General features: G+C 69.4%; 24 protein-coding genes. All 24 read right to left on the bottom strand.

The annotated features are described in order from the left end of the window. Nucleotides 1-6: 6 nt before the first annotated feature. The 24 genes from nuoL to WAT24_RS09425 all read right to left on the bottom strand — a co-directional run bounded on the left by nuoL (nt 7) and on the right by WAT24_RS09425 (nt 23,103). A complete protein-coding gene (gene nuoL / locus WAT24_RS09540; protein ID WP_336807619.1) occupies nt 7-2,034 on the bottom strand; it encodes an NADH-quinone oxidoreductase subunit L in 2,028 nt (675 codons plus the stop codon). Nucleotides 2,035-2,038: 4 nt separating this feature from the next. Then, on the bottom strand, nt 2,039-2,344 hold the full coding sequence (nuoK, locus tag WAT24_RS09535; RefSeq protein ID WP_091336603.1) for an NADH-quinone oxidoreductase subunit NuoK: 306 nt from the start codon (nt 2,342-2,344) through the stop codon (nt 2,039-2,041). Beyond that, nucleotides 2,341-2,997, bottom strand: a complete 657-nt coding sequence (locus WAT24_RS09530) for an NADH-quinone oxidoreductase subunit J (protein WP_336807618.1) — start codon at nt 2,995-2,997, stop codon at nt 2,341-2,343. The genes nuoK and WAT24_RS09530 overlap by 4 nt, the downstream gene beginning before the upstream one ends. A 10-nt stretch (nt 2,998-3,007) precedes the next feature. Further along, entirely contained in the window at nt 3,008-3,499 is a 492-nt protein-coding gene (nuoI, locus tag WAT24_RS09525) for an NADH-quinone oxidoreductase subunit NuoI (protein ID WP_336807617.1), read from the bottom strand. Between the two features lie 9 nt (nt 3,500-3,508). Then, nucleotides 3,509-4,561, bottom strand: a complete 1,053-nt coding sequence (gene nuoH, locus WAT24_RS09520) for an NADH-quinone oxidoreductase subunit NuoH (RefSeq protein ID WP_336807616.1) — start codon at nt 4,559-4,561, stop codon at nt 3,509-3,511. A gap of 4 nt (nt 4,562-4,565) precedes the next feature. After that, on the bottom strand, nt 4,566-6,896 hold the full coding sequence (gene nuoG, locus WAT24_RS09515) for an NADH-quinone oxidoreductase subunit NuoG (RefSeq protein WP_336807615.1): 2,331 nt from the start codon (nt 6,894-6,896) through the stop codon (nt 4,566-4,568). Beyond that, the gene (gene nuoF / locus WAT24_RS09510) at nt 6,896-8,206 is read right to left on the bottom strand and encodes an NADH-quinone oxidoreductase subunit NuoF (protein ID WP_336807614.1); all 1,311 of its coding nucleotides are present in this window, start codon (nt 8,204-8,206) and stop codon (nt 6,896-6,898) included. Before nuoF ends, nuoG begins: the two co-directional genes overlap by 1 nt. 4 nt (nt 8,207-8,210) lie before the next feature. Continuing rightward, entirely contained in the window at nt 8,211-8,738 is a 528-nt protein-coding gene (nuoE, locus tag WAT24_RS09505) for an NADH-quinone oxidoreductase subunit NuoE (RefSeq protein ID WP_336807613.1), read from the bottom strand. Nucleotides 8,739-8,754: 16 nt separating this feature from the next. After that, complete coding sequence (locus WAT24_RS09500) at nt 8,755-10,008, bottom strand: NADH-quinone oxidoreductase subunit D (protein WP_336807612.1); 1,254 nt, start codon at nt 10,006-10,008, stop codon at nt 8,755-8,757. Between the two features lies 1 nt (nt 10,009). Then, entirely contained in the window at nt 10,010-10,738 is a 729-nt protein-coding gene (locus tag WAT24_RS09495; protein ID WP_336807611.1) for an NADH-quinone oxidoreductase subunit C, read from the bottom strand. Nucleotides 10,739-10,748: 10 nt separating this feature from the next. Next, complete coding sequence (locus WAT24_RS09490) at nt 10,749-11,306, bottom strand: NuoB/complex I 20 kDa subunit family protein (RefSeq protein ID WP_336807610.1); 558 nt, start codon at nt 11,304-11,306, stop codon at nt 10,749-10,751. Beyond that, nucleotides 11,297-11,653 carry an NADH-quinone oxidoreductase subunit A gene (locus tag WAT24_RS09485; RefSeq protein ID WP_336807609.1) on the bottom strand — a complete coding sequence of 119 codons (357 nt, stop codon included), beginning with the start codon at nt 11,651-11,653 and terminating at the stop codon, nt 11,297-11,299. The genes WAT24_RS09490 and WAT24_RS09485 overlap by 10 nt, the downstream gene beginning before the upstream one ends. 334 nt (nt 11,654-11,987) lie before the next feature. Then, entirely contained in the window at nt 11,988-12,341 is a 354-nt protein-coding gene (locus tag WAT24_RS09480) for a PilZ domain-containing protein (protein ID WP_336807608.1), read from the bottom strand. A 78-nt stretch (nt 12,342-12,419) separates the two neighbouring features. Continuing rightward, complete coding sequence (locus WAT24_RS09475) at nt 12,420-13,352, bottom strand: PIG-L deacetylase family protein (protein WP_336807607.1); 933 nt, start codon at nt 13,350-13,352, stop codon at nt 12,420-12,422. Between the two features lie 143 nt (nt 13,353-13,495). Next, a complete protein-coding gene (gene holB / locus WAT24_RS09470; RefSeq protein ID WP_336807605.1) occupies nt 13,496-14,431 on the bottom strand; it encodes a DNA polymerase III subunit delta' in 936 nt (311 codons plus the stop codon). Beyond that, nucleotides 14,428-15,075: a dTMP kinase gene (gene tmk / locus WAT24_RS09465; protein ID WP_336807604.1), complete on the bottom strand. Its 648-nt coding sequence runs from the start codon at nt 15,073-15,075 to the stop codon at nt 14,428-14,430. The genes holB and tmk overlap by 4 nt, the downstream gene beginning before the upstream one ends. After that, nucleotides 15,068-16,108, bottom strand: coding sequence for an endolytic transglycosylase MltG (mltG, locus tag WAT24_RS09460; protein ID WP_336807603.1), 1,041 nt, complete (start codon nt 16,106-16,108; stop codon nt 15,068-15,070). Before mltG ends, tmk begins: the two co-directional genes overlap by 8 nt. A gap of 10 nt (nt 16,109-16,118) precedes the next feature. Continuing rightward, nucleotides 16,119-16,928 (bottom strand): aminodeoxychorismate lyase, encoded by an 810-nt coding sequence (gene pabC, locus WAT24_RS09455; protein WP_336807670.1) that lies wholly within the window; start codon nt 16,926-16,928, stop codon nt 16,119-16,121. Further along, the gene (locus WAT24_RS09450) at nt 16,925-18,304 is read right to left on the bottom strand and encodes an aminodeoxychorismate synthase component I (RefSeq protein WP_336807602.1); all 1,380 of its coding nucleotides are present in this window, start codon (nt 18,302-18,304) and stop codon (nt 16,925-16,927) included. Before WAT24_RS09450 ends, pabC begins: the two co-directional genes overlap by 4 nt. Then, nucleotides 18,301-19,539, bottom strand: a complete 1,239-nt coding sequence (fabF, locus tag WAT24_RS09445; protein WP_336807601.1) for a beta-ketoacyl-ACP synthase II — start codon at nt 19,537-19,539, stop codon at nt 18,301-18,303. The genes WAT24_RS09450 and fabF overlap by 4 nt, the downstream gene beginning before the upstream one ends. A gap of 186 nt (nt 19,540-19,725) precedes the next feature. After that, nucleotides 19,726-19,965 carry an acyl carrier protein gene (gene acpP / locus WAT24_RS09440; protein WP_091336635.1) on the bottom strand — a complete coding sequence of 80 codons (240 nt, stop codon included), beginning with the start codon at nt 19,963-19,965 and terminating at the stop codon, nt 19,726-19,728. A gap of 212 nt (nt 19,966-20,177) precedes the next feature. Continuing rightward, nucleotides 20,178-20,921: a 3-oxoacyl-ACP reductase FabG gene (gene fabG, locus WAT24_RS09435; RefSeq protein ID WP_336807600.1), complete on the bottom strand. Its 744-nt coding sequence runs from the start codon at nt 20,919-20,921 to the stop codon at nt 20,178-20,180. 143 nt (nt 20,922-21,064) lie between these two features. Further along, nucleotides 21,065-22,003, bottom strand: coding sequence for an ACP S-malonyltransferase (gene fabD, locus WAT24_RS09430; protein ID WP_336807599.1), 939 nt, complete (start codon nt 22,001-22,003; stop codon nt 21,065-21,067). Between the two features lie 125 nt (nt 22,004-22,128). Further along, complete coding sequence (locus tag WAT24_RS09425; protein WP_336807598.1) at nt 22,129-23,103, bottom strand: beta-ketoacyl-ACP synthase III; 975 nt, start codon at nt 23,101-23,103, stop codon at nt 22,129-22,131. Nucleotides 23,104-23,117 lie beyond the last annotated feature (14 nt).

Here is a 23,117-nt window from a genome sequence, read left to right as displayed (position 1 = left end):
TCTTCCTTATTGCCCAGCCAGCCAGAATCCGCCCAGCAGCAGGATCAGGCCGAGGATCATCGCGAAGGCATAGTGGTAGAGGTAGCCCGACTGCAGGCGGCGCACGCCGCCGGCGATGCGCTGCACCAGCCCGGCCGAGCCGTTGACCAGCGCGCCGTCGATCACCGCCGCGTCGCCGGCCTTCCAGAACAGCCGGCCCAGGGCGACGCCGCCGCGCGCGAACACCACGTAGTAGACGGCGTCGAACCAGTACTTGTGGTTGAGCACCTGGTACAGCGGCTGCAGGGCGTTCCTGATGCGCCCGGCCATGCCCGGATTGAACAGGTAGATGTAGGTCTGGATGACGAAGGCCAGCACGACCAGCGCGAACGGCCAGCTCAGGAACCCGTGCAACGCCATCGCCGCTGCCCCGTGGAACTCGTGGCCCATCTCGCCGAGCACGTTGTTCGCTTCCTCGACGTGGATGGCCGGGCCGAACCAGTCGCCGAACAGCATCGGCCCGATCGTGAAGAAGCCGACGAGCAAGGAAGGGATCGCCAGCAGGATCAGCGGCAGCGTCACCACCCAGGGCGACTCGTGCGGCGTCTGGTGCATGACGCCCGCCTCGTGGTGGCCGTGGTCGTCGCGGTGTTCCGGATGGTGGCCATGGTCGTGCACGACCGTGAAGCGCTCCTTGCCGTGGAAGGTCAGGTACATCTGCCGGAAGGTGTACAGCGCGGTGACGAAAGCACCGGCCAGCACGCAGAAGTAGGCGTAGCCCGAGCCCCAGCGGTGCGACTCGCCGACCGCCTCGATGATCGCGTCCTTCGAGTAGAAGCCCGAAGTGAACGGGATCGCCACCAGCGCCAGCGAACCGATCCACATGGTGATCCAGGTGATCGGCATGTACTTGCGCAGGCCGCCCATGTAGCGCATGTCCTGCTCGTGGTGCATGGCGATGATCACCGAGCCCGCCCCCAGGAACAGCAGCGCCTTGAAGAACGCGTGGGTCATCAGGTGGAACACCGCACCGGCGTACGCCGACACGCCCAGCGCCACGGTCATGTAGCCCAGCTGCGACAGCGTCGAGTAGGCCACCACGCGCTTGATGTCATTCTGCACGATGCCGATCAGGCCGGTGAACAGCGCGCCTGTGGCGCCGATCACCATCACGAAGCTGAGCGCGCCCTGGGACAGCTCGAAGATCGGCGACATGCGCGCGACCATGAAGATGCCCGCGGTGACCATCGTCGCGGCGTGGATCAGCGCGGAGATCGGCGTGGGGCCTTCCATCGAGTCGGGCAGCCACACGTGCAGCGGCACCTGCGCCGACTTGCCCATGGCGCCCACGAACAGCAGCACGCAGATCACCGTCGCCGCATCCCAGCGCACGTGCGTGGTCAGCGCGAGCGTCTTGCCGACCAGGCTGGGCGCACCGGCGAAGGCCGTGGCGTAGTCCAGCGTGCCGAGGAAGTACAGCACCGCGGCGATGCCGAGCAGGAAGCCGAAATCGCCCACGCGGTTGACCAGGAATGCCTTGAGGTTGGCGAAGATCGCGGTCGGCCGCTTGTACCAGAAGCCGATCAGCAGGTACGACACCAGGCCTACGCCTTCCCAGCCGAAGAACAGCTGCATGAAGTTGTTGCTCATCACGAGCATCAACATGGCGAAGGTGAACAGCGAGATGTAGCTGAAGAAACGCTGGTAGCCCGGGTCCTCCGCCATGTAGCCGATGGTGTACACGTGCACCAGCAGCGACACGAAGGTGACCACCACCATCATCATGGCGGTGAGCCGGTCGACCAGGAAGCCGACGCTGACGTTGAGCCGGGCGATCTCGAACCAGGTGTAGACGTTCTGGTTGTAGACCGGGGCGCCGCCGGCGGTGAGCTGGTACAGCACGTAGAACGACAGCGCGCAGGAGACCAGCAGCCCCAGGATGGTCACGCTGTGTGCGCCGGCGCGGCCAATGGGCTTGCCGAGGAAGCCGGCAAGCAGGCAGCCGGCCAGCGGCGCCAGCGCGATGGTCAGCAGGATGGAAGTGGACAATGGCATCGGCTCAGCCCTTCATCGAGTCGATTTCGGCGACGTTGACCGTGCTGCGGTTGCGGAACAGCAGCACCAGGATCGCCAGGCCGATCGCGGACTCGGCGGCCGCGACGGTGAGGATGAAGAACACGAACACCTGGCCGGACACGTCGCCCAGGAAGCGCGAGAACGCCACGAAGTTCATGTTCACCGCAAGCAGCATCAGCTCGATCGCCATCAGCAGCACGATCACGTTCTTGCGGTTGATGAACAGGCCGGCCACGGCGATGCAGAACAGCACCGCGCCCAGCACGATGAAATGCGACAGGGTGATCACGGGCGTGCCTCCTCGGAGCCGGGCTGCTGTGCGGTGGCGTCCGGACGCGACGGCGCCATCTTGACCACGCGGATGCGGTCGCGCGGATTGACCCGCACCTGCTCGCTGGCCGACTCGCGCCGGCGGTCGCCGCGGTGGCGCAGGGTCAGCGCCACCGCTGCCACCACGCCGACCGTCAGGATCAGCGCGGCGATCTCGAACGGCAGCAGGTACTGCGTGTAGAGCGCCTGGCCCAGCCAGCCGGTGTTGGACAGGCCCGCCGCCGCGGCGGGGTCCGCGCCCATCATGTGCCCGTGCATCGCGCGCACGCCGATCAGCGCCAGCATCTCCGCCAGCATGACCAGCGCCACGATGATCCCGACCGGCAGGTAGCGGATGAAGCCTTCGCGCACCTGCTCCATCTTGATGTCGAGCATCATCACCACGAACAGGAACAGCACCATCACCGCGCCGACGTAGACCACGATCAACGCGATGGCCAGGAACTCCGCCTCGGCCAGCAGCCAGATGCAGGCGCAGCTGAAGAAGGTCAGCACCAGCGAAAGCACCGCGTGCACCGAGTTGCGCAGGCTGATCACCGCCAGCGCGGCGGCCACGGTGACGGCGGCGAAGCCGTAGAAGCAGATCAGCTGGAAAAGGTTGGTATCGTTCATGTCCCTGCCCTCAGCGGTACGCCGCGTCCTGCGCGCGAGCCGCGGCGATCTCGGGCTCGAAGCGGTCGCCGATGGCGAGCAGCTGGGCCTTCGTCACGACGTTCTGGCCGCGCTGTTCGAAGTGGTACTCCATGACCGAGGTCTCCACGATCGAGTCGACCGGGCAGCTCTCCTCGCAGAAACCGCAGAAGATGCACTTGAACAGGTCGATGTCGTAGCGCGTGGTGCGTCGCTGCCCGTCGCTCTCGCGCGGCGCCGAGTCGATGGTTATGGCAAGCGCCGGGCATACCGCCTCGCACAGCTTGCACGCGATGCAGCGCTCCTCGCCGTTGGGGTAGCGGCGCAGCGCGTGCAACCCGCGGAAGCGGTTCGAGCGCGGGATGTGCTCCATCGGGAAGCGCACCGTGTACTTGGGCTTGAACATGTAGCCCAGGGTCAGGCCCATGCCCTTGAACAGCTCGATGAGCAGCAGGCTCTTGAAATAGTGGACGACGCGATTCATGGCTTTGCCTTATGCCCCCGTGCCGATGACGACCCAGCCGAAGTACTTCAGGCAGCCGGCGACGAGGACCCACACGATGGTGATGGGAATGAACACCTTCCAGCCCAGGCGCATGATCTGGTCATAGCGGTAGCGCGGGAAGCTGGCGCGGAACCACAGGAACAGGAACGCCATCACGAACGCCTTGATGAACAGCCAGATGAAGCCGCCGGTCCAGATCCAGTTCACCCACGGCGACACGTCGGCGTGGATCCAGCCCTGCAGCGGGCTGAGCCAGCCACCCAGGAAGAGTACCGAGGCGAGGAAGCTCACCAGGATCATGTTGGCGTATTCGGCCAGGAAGAAGATCGCGAAAGCCGAGCCCGAATACTCCACGTGGAAGCCCGCGACGATCTCCGATTCGCCCTCGGCCACGTCGAACGGCGCACGGTTGGTTTCCGCCACGCCCGACACGAAATAGATGACGAACACCGGCAGCAGCGGCAGCCAGAACCAGTCGAACAGGCCCTTGCCGCCGACCTGCGCATGCACGATGTCGGTCAGGTTCAACGAACCGGCCAGCACCAGCACGCAGACCAGCGAAAGGCCCATGGCGAGCTCGTAGGAGATCACCTGCGCCGCCGAACGCATGGCACCCAGCAGCGCGTAGCGCGAATTGGACGCCCAGCCGGCCAGGATGATGCCGTACACGCCCAGCGAGGTCATCGCCAGCAGGTACAAGAGGCCCGCGTTGACGTTGGCCAGCACCATCCTTTCGCCGAAGGGCACCACCGCCCAGGCGGCGAACGCCGGCACCAGCGCCAGCAGCGGGGCGAGGTAGTACAGGAAGCGGTTGGCGCTGGACGGCAGGATCACTTCCTTCAGCAGCAGCTTCACCACGTCGGCGAAGGCCTGCAGCAGGCCCCAGGGGCCCACCTTGTTCGGCCCCATGCGCACGTGCATCCAGCCGATGACCTTGCGCTCCCAGTACACGAACATGGCCACCGCCAGGATCAGCGGCACCGCGATGCACAGGATGTACAGGACCGGCAGTCCCACTTGATGGATGAGTTGATCCAGCATCGTGTTACGCCTTGCTCAGGGTGATGGCCGCGCCGTACGGAGGCAGCGTGGCGGTCAGGTCGTGCGCAGCCTCGATCCACGCCGCGCCGTCCGGCACCGCGGCATCGATCGCCACCGGCAGCAGTGCGTCGCCGACGCGCACCTGCGCGCCTCCGGTCACGCCCTGGCGCATCGCCTCGTTCGGGTTCAGGCGCACCGCCGGCGGGCGATTGATCGGATGGGCGTTGAGCGCGGTGGCGCGGCGCACAACGGCATCGCTGCGGTAGATCGGCCAGGTCGCCAGGCGCACCAGGGCGCCGGCTGCCGGCTGCCGCGGAGCCAGGGCCGTCGTGGGAGCGGGCAGCGGGCGCTCGGCGATGCCGGCACGCAGGCCTGCGAGGTCGTCGAACTCGAAGCCGGCCAGCTGCAGCAGGCCGCCCAGTGCACGCAGTACCTTCCAGCCCGCGCGCGTCTCGCCGGGTGCCTTGGCCCCCGCGACCACGCTCTGCGCCAGGCCGTCCACGTTCACCAGCGTGCCGTCGGCCTCGGGCAGCAGCGCGATCGGCAGGATCACGTCGGCCACCTCGCGCAGCGCATCGCTGGCGTAGGGGCTGAACGCGACCACGGCCTGCGCGGCGCGCAGCGCATCCAGCGCGGCCGCACCATCGGCGAAGTCGTATGGCGGCTCCACGCCGTACAGCAGATACGCCTTGCGCGGCTGCGCCAGCATCGCCTGGGCGTCGAGGCCGCCGTTGCCCGGCAGCACGCCGCCCAGCCCCAGGCCGAGCGCGTTGGCACCGACCGGCAGCTCGTCGTAGCCCGCACCGGTGGCCTGCGCGACGAAGCGCGCGACCGCCCGCAGCCAGGAGGCCTGCGGATGCGTGGCGGCGGCCTCGCCGAGGATCACCACCGCCTTGCCGGCCTTGAGCGCCGCGACGGCATCGCGGTCGCCCTGGTCGCTCTGCGCGCCGTCGATGGCATCGGCCAGTGCGGCGGGTGCCACAGCGCCGTCGGCGACCACGGCCTTGGCCAGCGCCAGCAGCGCGTCCACCAGCCCGGCGGGCGACACGATCGCCTCGCCGGCCAGCGCATAGTTGAAGCTGAAGCGCGCGGGGTTGACCGCATACACCTCGGCGCCGCGCTTGACCGCCTGGTGCAGGCGGTGGTTGAGCAACGGCATCTCGTAGCGCAGGTTGGAGCCGACCAGCAGCGCCGCCTTGACCTGGCTGACCTCCGCCACGGGCACCTCGAAGCGCACGGCGACCGGGCGGTCGGACAGGTCCAGCTGGCGCAGGCGATGGTCCACGTGCGCGCTGCCCAGGCCGCGGGCGAGGCGCAGCAGCAGGTCGCCTTCCTCGTTGGTGGCCGCCGGCGAGGCCAGGATGCCCAGCTCGCTGCCCGGCACCGACTTCAGCGCCTCGGCGGCGACGGAGAGCGCCTCTTCCCAGCTCGCGCCCTGCCACTGGCCATTGCGCTTGATCTGCGGCGCGTGCAGGCGGTCGGCGGCGTACAGGCCCTGGTGGCTGAAGCGGTCACGGTCGGACAGCCAGCATTCGTTGATCGCCTCGTTGTCGCGCGGCACCGTGCGCATCACCTCGCCGCGGCGGGTGTGCAGCCACAGGTTGGAGCCGAGCGCGTCGTGGTAGGCGATCGAGGGGCGCGCGATGAGTTCCCAGGCGCGCGCCTTGAACTGGAACGGCTTGTTGGTGAGCGCGCCGACCGGGCAGACGTCGATGATGTTGCCGGACAGCTCGGTCTCCACCGTCTTGCCGATGTAGGTGCCGATCTGCAGGTTCTCGCCGCGGAACATGCCGCCCAGTTCGTAGGTACCGGCGATCTCGTTGGTGAAGCGGACGCAGCGCGTGCACTGGATGCAGCGCGTCATGTCGGTGTTGACCAGCGGCCCGATGTTCTCGTCGGCCACCACGCGCTTGCGCTCGGTGTAGCGCGACACGCTGCGGCCGTAGCCCAGCGCCACGTCCTGCAGCTCGCACTCGCCGCCCTGGTCGCAGATCGGGCAATCCAGCGGGTGGTTGATCAGAAGGAACTCCATCACGTCCTTCTGGAACTTCAGCGCCTTGTCCGAGCGCGTCATCACCTTCATGCCCTCGGCCACCGGGGTGGCGCAGGCCGGCTGCGGCTTGGGCATCAGCTTGCCGCCCATCTCCACGTCGACCAGGCACATGCGGCAGTTGGCGGCGATCGGGAGCTTGCGGTGGTAGCAGAAACGCGGAATGGCGACGCCGATGGCATCGGCGGCCTCGATGATCATCGCGCCCTTGCGGATCTGCGTGGGCTTGCCGTCGATCTCGATGTTCAGCAGATCGGGAGCGGTAGTGGTCGGCTGCACACTCATCAGGCGGCAACTCCAAGCTTGTCGTCGGTCATCGAGCGGCCGTTGCGCACGAAGTATTCGAACTCGTCCCAGAAATGGTGCAGGAAGCCCTGCACCGGCCAGGCGGCGGCCTCGCCGAAGGCGCAGATGGTGTGGCCTTCGATCTGGCCGGCCACCGCCTTCAGGCGATGCAGGTCGTCCTCGGTGCCCTTCCCTTCCACGATGCGGCTGAGCACGCGGTACATCCAGCCGGTGCCTTCGCGGCACGGCGTGCACTGGCCGCAGGACTCGGCCATGTAGAAGCGCGCGATGCGGTGGCAGGCGCGCACCATGCAGGTGGTGTCGTCCATCACGATGACCGCGCCCGAGCCCAGGCCGGAGCCGGCCTTCTGCAGGCTGTCGTAGTCCATCGTGCATTCCATGATGGTGGCCGCGGGCAGGACCTTCATCGACGAGCCGCCGGGAATCACCGCCTTGAGCTGGTGGCCGTTGCGCACCCCGCCGGCCAGCGCCAGCAGGTCCTTGAACGGCGTACCCAGGCGGATCTCGAAGTTGCCCGGGTTGTTGACGTGGCCGGAGACCGAGAAGATCTTCGGGCCGCCGTTGTTGGGCTTGCCGAGGTTGAGGAACCAGTCGGCGCCGTTGCGGATGATCGCCGGCACCGAAGCGTAGGTCTCGGTGTTGTTGATCGTGGTCGGCTTGCCGTACAGGCCGAAGTTGGCCGGGAACGGCGGCTTGAACCGCGGCTGGCCCTTCTTGCCCTCGAGCGACTCCATCAGCGCGGTTTCCTCGCCGCAGATGTAGGCGCCGGCGCCCAGCGCGGTGTAGATGTCCACGTCGATGCCGCTGCCGCCGATGTTCTTGCCCAGCAGGCCGGCCGCGTAGGCTTCCTTCAGCGCCGCCTCGAAGTGCTCGTACGGCTCGTGGTGGAACTCGCCGCGCAGGTAGTTGTAGGCGACGGTCGAGCCGGTGCAGTAGCAGGCGATCGCCAGGCCCTCGATGACCGCATGCGGGTTGTAGCGCAGGATGTCGCGGTCCTTGGCCGTACCGGGCTCGGACTCGTCCGAGTTGCAGAGGATGTACTTCTGCATCGCGCCCTTGGGCATGAACGACCACTTGAGGCCCGTGGGGAAGCCGGCGCCGCCGCGGCCGCGCAGGCTCGACTTCTTGACCTCTTCGATCAGTGCGGCCGGATCGGGCTTCTCGGCGAGGATCTTGCGCCACGCCTTGTAGCCGTCGACCTTCTCGTAGCTGTCCATCGACCACGGCGTGTCGAAGTGCAGCGTGGTGTAGACGACCTGGTGCTCCTGGGGTGCGGAACCGACTGCCATGCGCTTACTCCAGTCCATCCAGGATTTCGTCGAGCTTCTCCGGGGTGAGCCGCTCGTGGTAGTGGCCATTGACCGTCATCGCCGGCGCATATACGCAGGCGGCGATGCATTCCTCTTCCTTCTTGAGGTACACGCGACCGTCCGGCGTGCTCTCGCCGAGCTTGATGCCGAGCTTCTCCTCGCAGTGGCGCACCAGCCCCTCGGCGCCGTTGAGCCAGCAGGAGATATTGGTGCAGATCGCCACGTTGTTGCGGCCGACCGGCCTGGTCTCGAGCATGGAGTAGAAGCTCGCCACCTCGTACGCCCACACCGCGGGCAGGCCCAGATACTTGGCGACCGCCGTGATCAGCTCGTCGGTGAGGAAGCCCTGGTTCTGCTCCTGCGCGGCGAACAGCGCCTGGATCAGCGCCGAGCGCTTGCGGTCCGGCGGGAACTTGGCGACCCACTCGTCGATGTGGTGGCGAGTGTGCTCGCTCAGCACGACGAGCGGATCGACGTGCTTGACCTGCTCGTAATTTCCGGTGGCCTTCATGGGAATCTCCGTGACCTCAGCGGTCGATGTCGCCGAGCACGATGTCATAGGTACCGATGATCGCGACGACGTCGGCCAGCATGTGGCCCTTCGCGACCGCGTCCATCGAGGACAGATGCGCGAAATCCGGCGCGCGCACGTGCACGCGGAACGGCTTGTTGGCGCCGTCGGACACCAGGTACACGCCGAACTCGCCCTTCGGCGCCTCGACCGCGCAGTAGGCTTCGCCCGCCGGTACGCCGTAGCCCTCGGTGAACAGCTTGAAGTGATGGATGAGCGCTTCCATGCTCTCCTTCATCTCGGCGCGCGAGGGCGGCGCCACCTTGAAGTTCTTCACCATCACCGGGCCGGGATTGGCGCGCAGCCAGTCGACGCACTGCTTGATGATGCGGTTGGACTGGCGCATCTCCTCGACCCGCACCAGGTAGCGGTCGTAGCAGTCGCCGTTGACGCCGACCGGGATGTCGAAGTCCATCTCCGCGTAGGCGGCGTAGGGCTGCTTCTTGCGCAGGTCCCACTCCACGCCCGAGCCGCGCAGCATCGGCCCGGTCATGCCCCAGGCGCGCGCCATCTCCGGACTGACCACGCCGATGCCGACGGTGCGCTGCTTCCAGATGCGGTTGTTGGTGAGCAGTTCCTCGTACTCGTCCACGCGGCTCGGGAAGACGCGGGTGAACTCGTCGATGAAGTCCAGCATCGAGCCCTCGCGCGCGGCGTTGATGCGCTTGAGGTCGGAGCCCTTGTGCCAGGGCGACTCCTTGTACTGCGGCATGCGGTCGGGCAGGTCGCGGTAGACGCCGCCCGGACGGTAGTAGGTCGCGTGCATGCGCGCGCCCGAGACTGCCTCGTAGACGTCCATCAGTTCCTCGCGTTCGCGGAACGCGTACAGGAACACCGCCATCGCACCGAGGTCGAGCGCGTTCGAGCCGATCCACATCAAATGGTTCAGGATGCGCGTGATCTCGTCGAACATCGTGCGGATGTACTGCGCCCGCACCGGCGCCTCGATCCCCAGCAGGGTCTCGATCGCGCGCACGTAGCCGTGCTCGTTGCACATCATCGACACGTAGTCCAGGCGATCCATGTAACCGATCGACTGGTTGAACGGCTTGGACTCGGCCAGCTTCTCGGTGCCGCGATGGAGCAGGCCGATGTGTGGATCGACGCGGACGACGGTCTCGCCGTCCATTTCCAGCACCAGGCGCAGCACACCGTGCGCGGCCGGGTGCTGCGGGCCGAAGTTCATCGTGTAGTTGCGGATTTCCTGCATGTCAGTTCCTCCGCCAGTCGTCGGCGGCCTCGGCCTTGGCCTGCACCAGGTCGGCATCGTCGCGGATCACGCGCGGCACCAGCACGCGCGGTTCGATGGTCACCGGCTGGTAGACCACGCGCTTCTGCTCGGGGTCGTAACGCACCTCGACGTTGCCGATCAGCGGGAAGTCCTTGCGGAACGGATGGCCGACGAAGCCGTAGTCGGTGAGGATGCGGCGCAGGTCAGGATGGCCGTCGAACAGGATGCCGAACAGGTCGAACGTCTCGCGCTCGAACCAGTTGGCCACCGGCCATACGCCGGTGAGCGAAGGCACCATCGGCATCGCGTCGTCGTCGCAGAACACGCGCAGGCGCAGGCGCCGGTTGTGGCTGAGCGACAGCAGGTGCACCACCACCGCGAAGCGGCGCGGCATACTGGCGTCGCGCGGGCGCTCGGCCCAGTTGAAGCGGCCCACGGCCTGCCCCTCGACACCGCGGGAGAAGCCGGTGCCGCTGACGGTCTCGGTATCCCACTCGTCCTGGCCGTAGCCGAGGTAGTCGACGCCGCAGACGTCGATCAGCTGTTCGAAGCGGAACTCGGGCTCGTCGCGCAGCGCGAGCGCGACGTTGAGCAGGTCGCCGGGGGCGAGTTCGGCGGTGGTCTCGCCGTGGTACTCGGCCAGCGACAGCATGTCGCCGAACCGTGCCGCGAGGCGCGCGGCCAGCGAGGTGTTTTGGGTATCGGTCATGGCTCAGGCCTTAGCCGCGGGCGATGGTGCTGGTGCGGCGGATCTTCTTCTGCAGCTGCAGGATGCCGTGGATCAGCGCCTCGGCGGTCGGCGGACAACCGGGCACGTAGATGTCCACCGGCACGATGCGGTCGCAGCCGCGCACCACCGAGTAGGAGTAGTGGTAGTAGCCGCCGCCGTTGGCGCAGCTGCCCATCGAGATCACCCACTTCGGGTCGGGCATCTGGTCGTACACGCGGCGCAGCGCCGGCGCCATCTTGTTGACCAGGGTACCGGCCACGATCATCACGTCCGACTGGCGCGGGCTGGGGCGGAAGATTACGCCGTAGCGGTCCAGGTCCAGGCGCGCCGCGCCGGCGTGCATCATTTCCACCGCGCAGCAGGCGAGGCCGAAGGTCATCGGCCACATGGAGCCGGTGCGCGCCCAGTTCATCAGCGCGTCGACCGAGGTGGTGGCGAAGCCGCGCTGCACGACCGGATTGTCCTCGGCCGGCCGCAGGATGTCGTCGACCAGGTTCAGCGGCTCCGGGTTGTGCATCACCCGGTCGAGGGAAGACATCACTCCCATTCCAGTGCTCCCTTCTTCCACACGTACGCGAAACCGATCACCAGCAGCAGCAGGAACAGCGCCATCTCGACGAGCGCGACGATGCCGATGTGCTGGAACACCACCGCCCAGGGGAACAGGAAGGCGATTTCCAGGTCGAAGATGATGAACAGGATCGCGAGCAGGTAGTAGCGGACGTCGAACCGCATGCGCGCGTCCTCGAAGGCCTCGAAGCCGCACTCGTAGGGGGAGAGCTTCACCGCCTCGGGCCGGCGCGGGCCGGCGAGCATGCCGATGGCCAGGAGCACCACGCCCAGGCCGGCGGCGACGCCGATGAACAACAGGATGGGCCAGTATTGAGCGAGCACGATGCAACGTACCTCCGCGCCATAGGCGCATCAGTGATCGCCACGGAGGCGACCGGCTAGTTCGATTCGGCAGGCCGCGCGCGGCAGGGGGCCATCCGGCCACGATCGCACGCGTGTGGGGTCGCGGGCGCCCGATTCCACGAAATCCGTTCGTGTAACCGCCGCATTGTATCAGCGCGTGCGGGGGCAACGCCAAGGGTTGCGAACGCGACAGGTATCAGGCAAAGGCGCGGGTGGCTGGCGGATGGGGACGTACGCGGGCGCGACGCCGCGCCGATCGCATCCGCGGGCCCGCGCAGAGACCTCTCCGGGGGCGTCCGCGAGGGGCGCGCGATCACATCGTGTGGGTGGGACGCTCCGAACCGAGCACGCCGGCGAGGATGTTCTCGATGCGCTGGCGCGCCACCTCGGCATCGCTGGACTCGTTGAAATGCACGCCGATGCCGGCCGTACGGTTGCCTTGCGCACCGAGCGGGCTGATCCAGGCGACCTTGCCGACCACCGACAGGCGCTCGGTCTCGTCGGTCAGGGTGATCAGCAGCACCACCTCGTCGCCGAGGGCATAGCGCTGCGCCGTGGGAGCGAACAGGCCGCCGTTCTTCAGGAACGGCATGTACGCGTTGTACAGCGACGCGGCATCCTTGATCTTCAGCGAGATGATGCCCTGGCGGGCGGCGGTGGGGGTCATGCCTGCTCCTGGCACCGGCGCAAAGCCGGCGCACCCGCGCATCCTAGCGAGCCGCAGGCGGCTGCGCAAAGCGCCCGGTCACAGCTCGCACCAGCCCCAGCGATCGAAGATCCATGGCGTTGGCACGTCCATGTCCAGCCGCGCGAAGCACGGGGCGGCGAGCGGCTCGCGCAGGCGATAGCCGCCCTGCCCGTCCCGCTCGAGCGGCGCGCGCGCCCATGACCAGCTGCGCACGCCATGAGCGTCGGCAAGCGTCAGGCGCAATTGCGAGCGCCAGGCCCGCGGGCGCCAGGGCAGCACCCCGCGCGGCTCCCCGGCACGCGGCGCGATCCGCTGGTAGCGTTCCGGCCGGTCGGTCAGGCGGCGCATGCGGCCGGCGCTCAGGGCCATCTGGCTGCGGTGCGCCGTCAGCGCCGCCAGCTTGGCGGCGTGCATGGTGGCGGAGGCGGCCAGGGCCACGCCCGGCGGATGGCGCTCGTCCCGCCCGTGCACGAGGTAGCCCAGCAGCAGCGGCGACTCGGGGAACTGCAACGCAGCGAGCGCCAGGCGCACGAGCACGTGCGCGCTGCCGTGGTCGGGATGGCGGTCGGCCAGCGCCGGCAGCGCCACCACGGTCGGGCCGAACGCCGCGATCTGCCCGCGCAGCGCCGCACCCATGGCTTCGGGCCGCTCGCGCAAGCCGGCGGTGAGGCCCATGTCGGGCCAGCCCAGCGCATGCAACGCCGAGGGCGGCAGACCGAGGCGCTCGAGCGCCTCGCCGACCTCCTGGCGCCGACGACGGCCCCAGCGCATCCGCTCGGCCGCGCCGATGCGGATCCGCCGCTCCAGCCAGCGTTGCGGCCACGGGTTGTCGTCGCCGTCGGTCAGCAGCAGCACCCGCACCTCGCCGCCTGCTGCGCGCACCAGTTGCACCAGCTCGCCGGTGCCGATGGTTTCGTCGTCCGGATGCGGCGCCACCACCAGCAGGCGGGTCCGCGCGTCGGGGCTGTACAGCTCCGGGCTCAACGGCATGTCGTGGCGCCTCCCGCGCCGGCGTGGGGAAACCACCTTGGCCTCGGCCGCCGGTGGACGTCGCCGGAAGCATGCGTCGGCGCACGTTCGCGCGGTGTGTAGTCGGGTCCGGTTGGCAGGCGGGGCGCACCGGTCCGCATGGCTCAGCGCCAGCCGGCCAGCAGTTCGAGCAACAGCAGGTCGCCGCGCAGCGGGCCGCGCACGGCGTCGCGCGTACGGTTGGCGAACGCGTACCAGCCGGCCAGGGCCTCGTCGTCCAGCGTACTGGCGAGCGGCGCGGGCGTGCCTGCGGCGCGGGCGCGGACCTCGTCGGCAACCGCCTGCGCGGCGAACCACAGGCACTGCTCCGGCTCGCCGTCGAGCCAGCGGCGCGCGACTTCCGTCGCCTCGCCGCGGCCGGCGGCCAACGCCGCCAGGTCCTTGCGTACCGCCTGCCGCCGCGCCAGCGCGCCCTGCTCGGCCCAGGCCCGGGCCAGACCGGGGTTGCCACCCGCGGCCTCCAGTGCCGCCTCGGCGGCCTCGACGCCCTGCGCACGCAGCCAGGCCAGCGCCTCGTCGTGCGCCGGCAACACGAAGTCGATCCGCTGGCAGCGGCTGCGGATGGTCTGCGGCAGGCGCCAGGGAGCGTCGGCCAGCAGCGCCAGCAGGGTCTGCGGCGTGGGTTCTTCCAGCGTCTTCAGCAGGGCGTTGGCCGCGGCCGCGTTCATCGCGTCGGCCGGGTCGATCACCACCACCTGCCAGCCACCGAACTGGCTGGCCATCGCCAGCCGCGCCGACAGCTCGCGCACCTGGTCGATCACGATCTCGGTGCGCTGCGCACCGTCCTTGCGCATGCCGTAGCCGAGGGTGACCAGGTCCGGATGGGTACCGGCCTGCAGCAGCTGGCAGGCGCGGCATTGCCCGCAGGCCTCGCCATCCTGCGCCCGCTCGCACAGCAGGCCACGGACGAAGCGCTGCAGGAACGCCCGCTTGCCCAGCCCGGCCGGGCCGCACAGCAGCAGCGCATGCGGCAGCGCACCGCGCGCCCGGCGCGCCTCCAGGCGCTGCCAGTGTCCGGCGTGCCAGGGACAGGTGCTCATGCCGCCGACTCCGCGAACAGCGGTGCCAGCGCGGCGATGGCCGAGCGCAGCACCTCCTCGGGCGGGCGGGCCGCGTCGAGCACGCGGAACCGGCCCGGTTCGGCCGCGGCGCGGGCGCGGTAGCTCGACCGCACGCGCTCGAAGAAGGCATCGGCTTCGATCTCGATGCGGTCGGCCTCGCCCCGCCCGGCTGCGCGCGCGCGTCCGGTGGCGACCGGCAGGTCGAGCAGCAGGGTCAGATCCGGTACCAGCCCGGCACAGGCCCAGCGCTCCAGCTCGGCGATGCGCGCGGCCGGCTGGCCGCGGCCGCCGCCCTGGTAGGCGTAGCTGGCGTCGACGTAGCGGTCGCACAGCACCCACTGCCCGGCGGCGAGCGCCGGCCCGATCACCTCGCGCACCAGTTGCGCGCGCGAGGCGAACATCAGCAGCAGCTCGGTCTCCGCCGCCAGGCCGCGCGCTGCCGGGTCGAGCACGATCGCGCGGACCGCCTCCCCCACCACCGTGCCGCCGGGCTCGCGCGTCTGCACCAGCGCGACACCGCGGCCGGCGATGTGCCGGTGCAGCCCGGCCAGCAGCGTGCTCTTGCCGGCGCCCTCGCCGCCTTCGAGCGTGATGAACCGTCCGCGCGTGCGCGTTTCAGTCATGGCAATGCTTCAGCTGGTAGCAGGCGACGTTGCGATTGTGCTCGGCCAGCGAGCTGGCGAACACGTGGCTGCCGTCGCCGCGGGCCACGAAGTAGAGCGCGTCGCCCGGCGCCGGGTGCAATGCCGCCTCGATCGCCGGCCGTCCCGGCAGGGCGATCGGCGTGGGCGGCAAGCCCGGACGCAGGTAGGTGTTGTAGGGCGTGTCGGCGACCAGGTCGCGCTTGCGGATGTTGCCGGCATAGGCCTGGCCCATGCCGTAGATCACGCTGGGATCGGTCTGCAGCAGCATGTGGTGCTGCAGCCGCCGCACGAACACGCCGGCGATGCGCGCGCGCTCGTCGGCACGGCCGGTTTCCTTTTCCACGATCGAGGCGAGGATCAGCGCCTCGTAGGGCGAAGCCAGCGGCAGGTCCTTGTCGCGTCCGGGCCACAGCTCGGCCAGCGTGCGCTCCATCGCCTGGTGCGCGCGCTTGAGGATGTCCAGGTCGCTGTCGCCCTTCACGTAGGCGTAGGTCTCCGGCAGGAAGCGGCCTTCCGGCGCCTCGCCGGGCGCGCTGATGCGGCGCATCAGCTCGGCGTCGTCCAGCGCCGCGCCGTCGTGGCGCAGCGTGGGCACCTGGGCCAATGCCTCGCGCAGCTGGCGGAAGGTCCAGCCGTCCACGATGGTGAAGTCGCGCTGCAGCACGCGGCCCTCCGCCATCCTGGTGAGCAGTCCGGTGGGCGTGACGCCGGGATCGAGCGCGTACTCGCCCGCGTGCAGGCGGTCGGCCACGCGCATGCGCTCGGCCAGCGCGCGCCAGTAAAGCTCGGGCGCGCCGGTGAAGCCGCGGGCGCGCAGCTGGGCCACGATGCCGCGCAGGCTGCTGCCGCGCTCGACCTCGACCAGCTGGCGCTGCGGACCGACCGCCAGCGGCGTGCGGGCGAAGCGCTCGAAGCCGTACCAGCCCCAGGCAAGTGCGGCCAGCAGCGCCAGCAGCACGAGCCACGCCAGGGTACGACGGATCCTGCCGCCCTGCCTTTTCTTGCGCCCCATCGAAACTCCTTCAGAAACCCAAGGCGCGCCAATGCGCCTGCATCGCGCGCGTGACCGGCCCCACCGCGAGGCGGCGTCCGTCCAGTTCGCGAACCGGCAGGATGCCGCGCACGCTCGACGATAGGAAGAGTTCGTCCGCGCCGGCGAGTTCCGCCAGCGGGATGTCGAGCACCTGCGTCGCCGGCCGCGCCGCCAGGATCTCGGCCCGCGCCACGCCCGCCACGCCGCACCGGTGCAGTGCCGGCGTGGCGAGCACGCCGTCGAACACCGCGAAGAGGTTGGCGGCGGTGGCGCAGATCGCCCGGTCCGCCATGTCGCACAGCAGCCCCTCCCCGATCGCCGGATCGTCCCACTCGGCCCGCGCCAGTACCTGTTCCAGCCGGTTGAGGTGCTTGAGGCCGGCCAGTCGCGGCTGCTCGGCCAGGCGCAGCGCGCAAAGCCGCACGCGCACGCCGTCCGCCTGGGCCGCGGGGTCCGCCGGCGGCGGCTCGAAGGCGGCGACGATGCGGGTCGGCCGCACCGCGGCGGGCGGCGCGTAGCCGCGCGCACCCACGCCGCGGGTCCAGGTGATGCGCACCACGGCCTGGTCCAGGCCGGAGGCGGCCTCGCGCGCCTCGGCCAGCAACAGCGCCGGGTCGGGCGGCGGCAGATGCAGGCGCTCGCAGCCGGCACGCAGGCGCTGCATGTGCCGCGGCCACAGCGGCGCATCGGCACCGACGAAACGGATGGTCTCGAACAGGCCGTCGCCGTAGCCGAGCCCGCGGTCGAGCGCGCTGACCGTCTCCCCCGCCCGGCCATCCACCAGCAGGCGGGCCATCAGCCGGGCACTCCCAGCGCGCGCAGCAGGCCGCGCGCCTTGGCGCGGGTCTCCTCCAGCTCCCGTTCGGCCACCGAGTCGGCCACGATGCCGGCCCCGGCGCGCAGGCCGACATCGCGGCCGACCTGGGTCAGCGTGCGGATGAGGATGTTGAGGTCCAGCTCGCCGCTGCGGTCGAGGTAGCCCAGGGCGCCGGTGTAGGCGCCGCGCGGGGCGTCCTCCAGCGCCGCGATGATCTCCATGCAGCGCACCTTGGGGCAGCCGGTGATGGTGCCTCCGGGAAAGGTCGCGGCGATCACCTGCCCCGGCGTGACGCCGGCGCGCAGGCGCCCGCGCACGTTCGACACGATGTGGTGCACGTGCGCGTAGCTCTCCACCACCATCAGCTCGTCGACCTCGACCGTGCCGGGCACGCAGACGCGGCCGAGGTCGTTGCGCTCCAGGTCGATCAGCATGACGTGCTCGGCCCGTTCCTTGGGATGCGCGGTCAGTTCGCGGATGCGTGCCGGCTCGTCGTCGCCGGCCAGGCGCGGCCGCGTGCCGGCGATCGGCCGGGTCTGTGCCACGCCGCCGCGGACCTCGACCAGCCGCTCCGGCGAGGAACTCGCCACCGCCCAGCCGGGCCGCTGCAGCAGGCCGGCGAACGGCGCCGGGTTGGCCGTGCGCAGCGCCGCGTAGAGCGAGGCCGGCGACGGCGCCCGCGCGTAGCTTGCGCGCCAGGCACGGGACAGATTGACCTGGAAGATGTCGCCGGCGTGCAGGTGCTCGTGGATGCGGGCGACGCCGTCGAGGAAGTGCTGCGGCGGATCCTCCTCGACCGACGCCGGCGCCGGCAGGGGGGCGATGTCCGCGGAGTCGGCCAGGTCGGCTTCCAGCGCATCGAGCAGGTGCGCGTGCCCGTCCTCGGCGACCAGCACGGTGCATTCGCGCGCGTGGTCCACGACGATCGCCGCCGGGCAGCGCAGCGCCAGCGCCAGCGGCAGCGCCGTCGGCGGACGCAGGCGCAGCCGCGGCTCGATCTCGCCGGCCAGCTCGTAGGCCAGCATGAGCACCCAGCCGCCGTGGAACGGCAGGCCATCGTCCTCGGGCGGCCGCCGCTCGGCCCGCCAGGCGGCGTCGAGGGCATCGAGGAAACGTCCCGTCGGTTGCTGCCGCAGCTCGTCGCCCGGAGCGCTTTCCGTCAGCGACGCCTTGCGCAGGGTGCCATCCCGCTGCAGCGCAAGCTCCTCCTGCGGGAACGCGAACAGGATGTCGTAGCGCGACTGCGCGGTACCCCGCACCACGCTCTGCAACAGGCAGGGGTAACGCCCCGGAAAGGCGGCGGCCGGCGCGAGCAGATCGCGCCGGCCGCCGAGGGTGCGTGCGTGGCTCCGGCTCAAACGCGCCGGAACGCCAGCGTGCCGTTGGTGCCGCCGAAACCGAACGAGTTGGAGATCGCCACGCTCAGCTCGGCCTTGCGCGCCGTATGCGGCACGAAGTCGAGGTCGCAGCCCTCGCCCGGCTGGTCCAGGTTGATCGTCGGCGGCAGCACCTGGTCGCGCAGCGCCAGGATGGTGAAGATCGCCTCGACGCCGCCGGCGGCACCGAGCAGGTGGCCGGTGGTCGACTTGGTCGAGCTCATCGCCAGCTTGTAGGCGTGCTCGCCGAACACCGTCTTGGCCGCCATCACCTCGCCCAGGTCGCCCAGCGGCGTGGAGGTGCCGTGCGCGTTGATGTACTGCACGTCGGTGGGCTCGAGGCCCGCATCGTCCAGCGCCGCCTGCATGCAGCGCGCGGCACCTTCGCCGCCCTCGCTGGGCGCGGTGATGTGGTAGGCGTCGCCGCTCATGCCGAAGCCGACCAGCTCCACGTAGATCCGCGCGCCGCGCGCCCTGGCGTGCTCGTACTCCTCCAGCATCAGCACGCCGGCGCCGTCGGACAGCACGAAGCCGTCGCGGTCCTTGTCCCACGGACGGCTCGCCTTGGTCGGCTCGTCGTTGCGGGTGGACATGGCCTTGGCCGAGCAGAAACCCGCCATCGCCGTGCCGGTGGTGGCGAACTCGGCACCTCCGGCGAGCATCGCGTCGGCGTCGCCGTACTGGATCATGCGCATGGCCAGGCCGATGTTGTGCGTGGCCGTGGTGCAGGCGGTGACGCAGGCGATGTTCGGTCCCTTCAGGCCGAACATGATCGACAGGTGGCCCGAAACCATGTTGATGATCGAGCTGGGCACGAAGAACGGCGACACGCGGCGCGGACCCTTCTCGTGCAGCTCGATCGAGGTGTCCTCGATGGTGTTGAGGCCGCCGATGCCGGCGCCCACCGCCACGCCGATGCGCGGCGCGTTCTCGGCGGTCACCTCCAGCCCGGAATCGCGCAGCGCCTGCGTGCCGGCCGCGATGCCGTAGTGGATGAAGGGGTCCATCTTCTTGACGTCCTTCGGCGGCATCCACTGCGTCGGATCGAAATCGCGCACCTGGCCCGCGATGCGGGTGGCATAGCCGCTGGCGTCGAAGTGGGTCACCGGGCCGATGCCGCTGACGCCGTTGAGGATGTTGTCCCAGGCGGTGGCGATGTCGTTGCCGACGGGCGAGATGATGCCCATGCCGGTCACCACGACGCGTCGTTTGCTCATGGGTCGTTCGCTCATGGAATGGAGTCCTTAGCTGTTCTCTCGGCACGTTGCCGGGCAACGGCCTGCGTCCGCCAACCATACGGCATCGGACGTTTCAAAACGCGTAAACGAAAACTGCGCCAATCTGGCGCAGCTCTCGGTATCGCCGTGTAGCGGAGGCACGCCTGTCGCGGCCTCCACGGACGATCAGTCCTTGGTGTGGGCCTTGATGTAATCGACGGCCTGCTGCACGGTGGTGATCTTCTCGGCTTCCTCGTCGGGAATCTCGGTCTCGAACTCTTCCTCGAGCGCCATCACCAGTTCCACCGTGTCCAGCGAATCGGCGCCCAGATCGTCCACGAACGAAGCGTTCGCCGTGACCTCGTCTTCCTTCACGCCCAGCTGCTCGATGACGATCTTCTTGACGCGCTCTTCGATGGTGCTCATGTTGCCAAACCTCCCAAGGAGAAATTTTTGCTTGTCGACGCCGGTGAAGCTGTCCGGCAAAGGCCGGCGGATTGTAGTGGCTAATCCGCACGGCTGCCATGCTTCGCCGGCTGTTGGAAACGCCAAGCCCCTGGGGGACCGACGCGAAGGAATCAATTGTCGCCTAAAACGGGACCGCTGGCGACTACCCGTCCGGCGACCGGAATCACGGGTCAGGGCATGTACATGCCGCCATTGACGTGCAGCGTTTCGCCGGTGATGTAGGACGCCGCCGGCGAGGCCAGGAAACCGACCGCCTTGGCGATGTCCGAGGCCTCTCCCAGCCGGCCCAGGGCGATCTGGCCGAGCAGCGCTTCTTTCGAGGCTTCCGGCAGCGCGCGGGTCATGTCGGTGTCGATGAAGCCCGGCGCCACCACGTTGACGGTGATGCCGCGCGAGCCGATCTCGCGCGCCAGCGACTTGGAGAAGGCGATGATGCCCGCCTTGGCCGCGGCGTAGTTCGCCTGGCCGGGATTGCCAGTGAGGCCGATCACCGAGGCGATCGAGATGATGCGTCCCTTCTTCGCCTTCATCATGCCGCGCATCACCGCCTTGGAGGTGCGGTAGACCGAGGTGAGGTTGGTGTCCAGGATGGCCTGCCAGTCTTCGTCCTTCATGCGCATCAGCAACTGGTCGCGGGTGATGCCGGCGTTGTTGACCAGGATCGAGACGGCGCCGAACTCCTTGGCGATGCCCTCGACCAGCGCCTCCACCGCGGCCCCGTCGGTGACGTCCAGCACGCGACCGTGGCCGCCCTGCGCGGCGAGCCGCTCGCCGATCGCCCTGGCACCGCCCTCGCTGGTCGCCGTGCCGATCACCGTGGCGCCCATCGAGGCCAGTTCGTCGGCGATCGCCGCGCCGATGCCGCGGCTGGCGCCGGTGACCAGCGCGATTTCACCTTTCAGCATCTTGTCCATCGTCGTGTGTCCTTCGTTCAAAAAGGGAACTCGTGAGCCAACGCCTGCGCGGTAGGAGGTAGGAGCGAGCTTGCTCGCGACGCGCGGTCCGGATTGGTCAGGCGAAACGCATTGCGGGCAAGCTCGCTCCTGCCCGTCGGCTGTCAGGCCAAGGCGGCCTCCAGTTCCGCCGGCGTGCCGATCGCGCGTGCGTCGAGGCTCTTGTCGATGCGCTTGACCAGCCCCGTGAGCACCTTGCCCGGGCCGCACTCGAACATGCGCGTGGTGCCGCCGGCGGCGAGCGCCTGCACGCACTGGGTCCAGCGCACCGGCAGGTAGAGCTGGCGCTGCAGGGCGCCGCGGATCGCCTCGATGCTGTCGTAGCTGCGCGCCTCGGCGTTCTGGATCACCGGCACTTCGGGGAGCCGCCACTCGATCGCGCCCATGCGCTCGCCGAGCCGGTCGGCTGCCTCGCGCATCAGCGCGCAGTGCGATGGGACGGAGACCGCGAGCTTGATCGCCTTCTTGACGCCCAGCTCGGCGAGCCGCGCCAGCGCGCGGTCGACCGCTTCGGCGTTGCCGGCGATCACCAGCTGGCCCGGCGAGTTGTAGTTGGCGGGAGAGACGACCTGGCCCTGTGCGACCTCTTCGCACACCTGCGCGATCTGCGCATCGTCGCCGCCGAGGACCGCTGCCATGGCACCCACCCCCGGCGGCACCGCCGCCTGCATCAGGCGGCCACGCTCGGCGACCAGCGCGGCGGCATCGTGCAGCGAGAGTGCGCCGGCGCAGACCAGCGCGCTGTATTCGCCCAGGCTGTGGCCCGACAGTCGCGCCGGTCGAGCGCCGCCGAGCTTGGTCCACACGCGCCACACCGCCACGCTCGCCGCCAGCAGCGCCGGCTGGGTGTGCTCGGTGCGGTTGAGCTGCTCTTCCGGCCCCTGCTGACTGAGCTGCCACAGGTCGACACCGGCGCCCTGCGAAGCCTCTTCGAACGTGGCCCGCACCTCGGCATGCGCCGCGGCGAGCTCGGCCAGCATGCCCACCGACTGCGAGCCCTGGCCGGGAAAGACGAAAGCGAGCGAAGCAATGGTGTCGGTCATCGGCGTAGGTCCATCCAAGGCAAAAAGGCGATGATGCCAGCAGCGGCCGGCGTACGCAGCCGTATTTCCGTCTCCGGAAACGACGATGCCGCCCGCAGGCGGCATCGGGTCGGACCTGCGGCGCCCTAGTAGCGCAGCAGCGCGGAGGCCCAGGTGAAGCCGCCGCCGAAGGCTTCCAGCAGCAGGTTCTGGCCGCGCTGCACCTTGCCCGAGCGGACCGCGTAGTCCAGCGCCAGCGGCACCGAGCCCGAGGACGTGTTGGCGTGCTTGTCGACCGTCACCACGACCTGATCCATCGACATGTTCAGGCGCTTGGCGGTGGCCTCGATGATGCGCAGGTTGGCCTGGTGCGGGATCAGCCAGTCCAGCTGCGAAGCCTCCATTCCGGCGGCCTGCAAGGTCTGCTCGACCAGCGAGTCGAGCGTCTTGACCGCCACCTTGAACACCTCGCGGCCGGCCATCTTGATGCGCACGCCGTGGTTGGGCTCGTCGCGAAAACCGACCGACACGCCCACCGGGTTCCACAGCAGCTCCTTGTAGCCGCCGTCGGCGTGCAGGCAGGTGGCATAGATGCCGGGTTCGTCGCTGGCCTCGAGCACAACGGCGCCGGCGCCGTCGCCGAACAGCACGCAGGTCTCGCGCTCCTTCCAGTCGATCATGCGGGTCAGCGTTTCGGCGCCGATCACCAGCGCCTTCTTCGATTGCCCGCTGCGGATGAACTTGTCCGCCACGCCCAGCGCGTAGACGAAGCCCGAGCAGGCGGCGTTGACGTCGAACGCGGCGCAGCCATTGGCGCCCAGGCGGTTCTGCACCAGGCAGGCGGTGGACGGGAAGATCAGGTCGGGCGTGGTGGTGCCCAGCACGATCAGGTCCAGCTCCGACGCCTTTACCCCGGCCGCGGCCAGCGCGCGCTCGGCGGCGAGGAAGGCCAGGTCGCCGGTGGTCTCGCCCTCGGCCGCCACGTGGCGCTGGCGGATGCCGGTACGGGTGCGGATCCATTCGTCGCTGGTCTCGACGAACTTCTCCAGGTCGAAATTGCTCAGCACGCGCTCGGGCAGCGCGCTGCCGGTGCCGATAATGCGGGCGTAGGTCGTTGCCATGGACTATCCATCAG

The organism is Fulvimonas yonginensis (assembly GCF_037137055.1).
GTDB classification, from domain to species: Bacteria; Pseudomonadota; Gammaproteobacteria; order Xanthomonadales; family Rhodanobacteraceae; genus Frateuria_A; species Frateuria_A yonginensis.
Note: the sequence above shows the minus strand (reverse complement) of the source record. Positions and strands in the feature narration are given on the sequence as shown.

Excerpts from the sequence above, each read along its gene's own strand:
- nuoL (WP_336807619.1), bottom strand. The coding sequence starts at position 2,034 with ATGCCATTGTCCACTTCCATCCTGCTGACCATCGCGCTGGCGCCGCTG.
- WAT24_RS09530 (WP_336807618.1), bottom strand. The coding sequence starts at position 2,997 with ATGAACGATACCAACCTTTTCCAGCTGATCTGCTTCTACGGCTTCGCC.
- nuoI (WP_336807617.1), bottom strand. The coding sequence starts at position 3,499 with ATGAATCGCGTCGTCCACTATTTCAAGAGCCTGCTGCTCATCGAGCTG.
- nuoH (WP_336807616.1), bottom strand. The coding sequence starts at position 4,561 with ATGCTGGATCAACTCATCCATCAAGTGGGACTGCCGGTCCTGTACATC.
- nuoG (WP_336807615.1), bottom strand. The coding sequence starts at position 6,896 with ATGAGTGTGCAGCCGACCACTACCGCTCCCGATCTGCTGAACATCGAG.
- nuoF (WP_336807614.1), bottom strand. The coding sequence starts at position 8,206 with ATGGCAGTCGGTTCCGCACCCCAGGAGCACCAGGTCGTCTACACCACG.
- nuoE (WP_336807613.1), bottom strand. The coding sequence starts at position 8,738 with ATGAAGGCCACCGGAAATTACGAGCAGGTCAAGCACGTCGATCCGCTC.
- WAT24_RS09500 (WP_336807612.1), bottom strand. The coding sequence starts at position 10,008 with ATGCAGGAAATCCGCAACTACACGATGAACTTCGGCCCGCAGCACCCG.
- WAT24_RS09495 (WP_336807611.1), bottom strand. The coding sequence starts at position 10,738 with ATGACCGATACCCAAAACACCTCGCTGGCCGCGCGCCTCGCGGCACGG.
- WAT24_RS09490 (WP_336807610.1), bottom strand. The coding sequence starts at position 11,306 with ATGGGAGTGATGTCTTCCCTCGACCGGGTGATGCACAACCCGGAGCCG.
- WAT24_RS09480 (WP_336807608.1), bottom strand. The coding sequence starts at position 12,341 with ATGACCCCCACCGCCGCCCGCCAGGGCATCATCTCGCTGAAGATCAAG.
- WAT24_RS09475 (WP_336807607.1), bottom strand. The coding sequence starts at position 13,352 with ATGCCGTTGAGCCCGGAGCTGTACAGCCCCGACGCGCGGACCCGCCTG.
- holB (WP_336807605.1), bottom strand. The coding sequence starts at position 14,431 with ATGAGCACCTGTCCCTGGCACGCCGGACACTGGCAGCGCCTGGAGGCG.
- tmk (WP_336807604.1), bottom strand. The coding sequence starts at position 15,075 with ATGACTGAAACGCGCACGCGCGGACGGTTCATCACGCTCGAAGGCGGC.
- mltG (WP_336807603.1), bottom strand. The coding sequence starts at position 16,108 with ATGGGGCGCAAGAAAAGGCAGGGCGGCAGGATCCGTCGTACCCTGGCG.
- fabF (WP_336807601.1), bottom strand. The coding sequence starts at position 19,539 with ATGAGCAAACGACGCGTCGTGGTGACCGGCATGGGCATCATCTCGCCC.
- acpP (WP_091336635.1), bottom strand. The coding sequence starts at position 19,965 with ATGAGCACCATCGAAGAGCGCGTCAAGAAGATCGTCATCGAGCAGCTG.
- fabG (WP_336807600.1), bottom strand. The coding sequence starts at position 20,921 with ATGGACAAGATGCTGAAAGGTGAAATCGCGCTGGTCACCGGCGCCAGC.
- fabD (WP_336807599.1), bottom strand. The coding sequence starts at position 22,003 with ATGACCGACACCATTGCTTCGCTCGCTTTCGTCTTTCCCGGCCAGGGC.
- WAT24_RS09425 (WP_336807598.1), bottom strand. The coding sequence starts at position 23,103 with ATGGCAACGACCTACGCCCGCATTATCGGCACCGGCAGCGCGCTGCCC.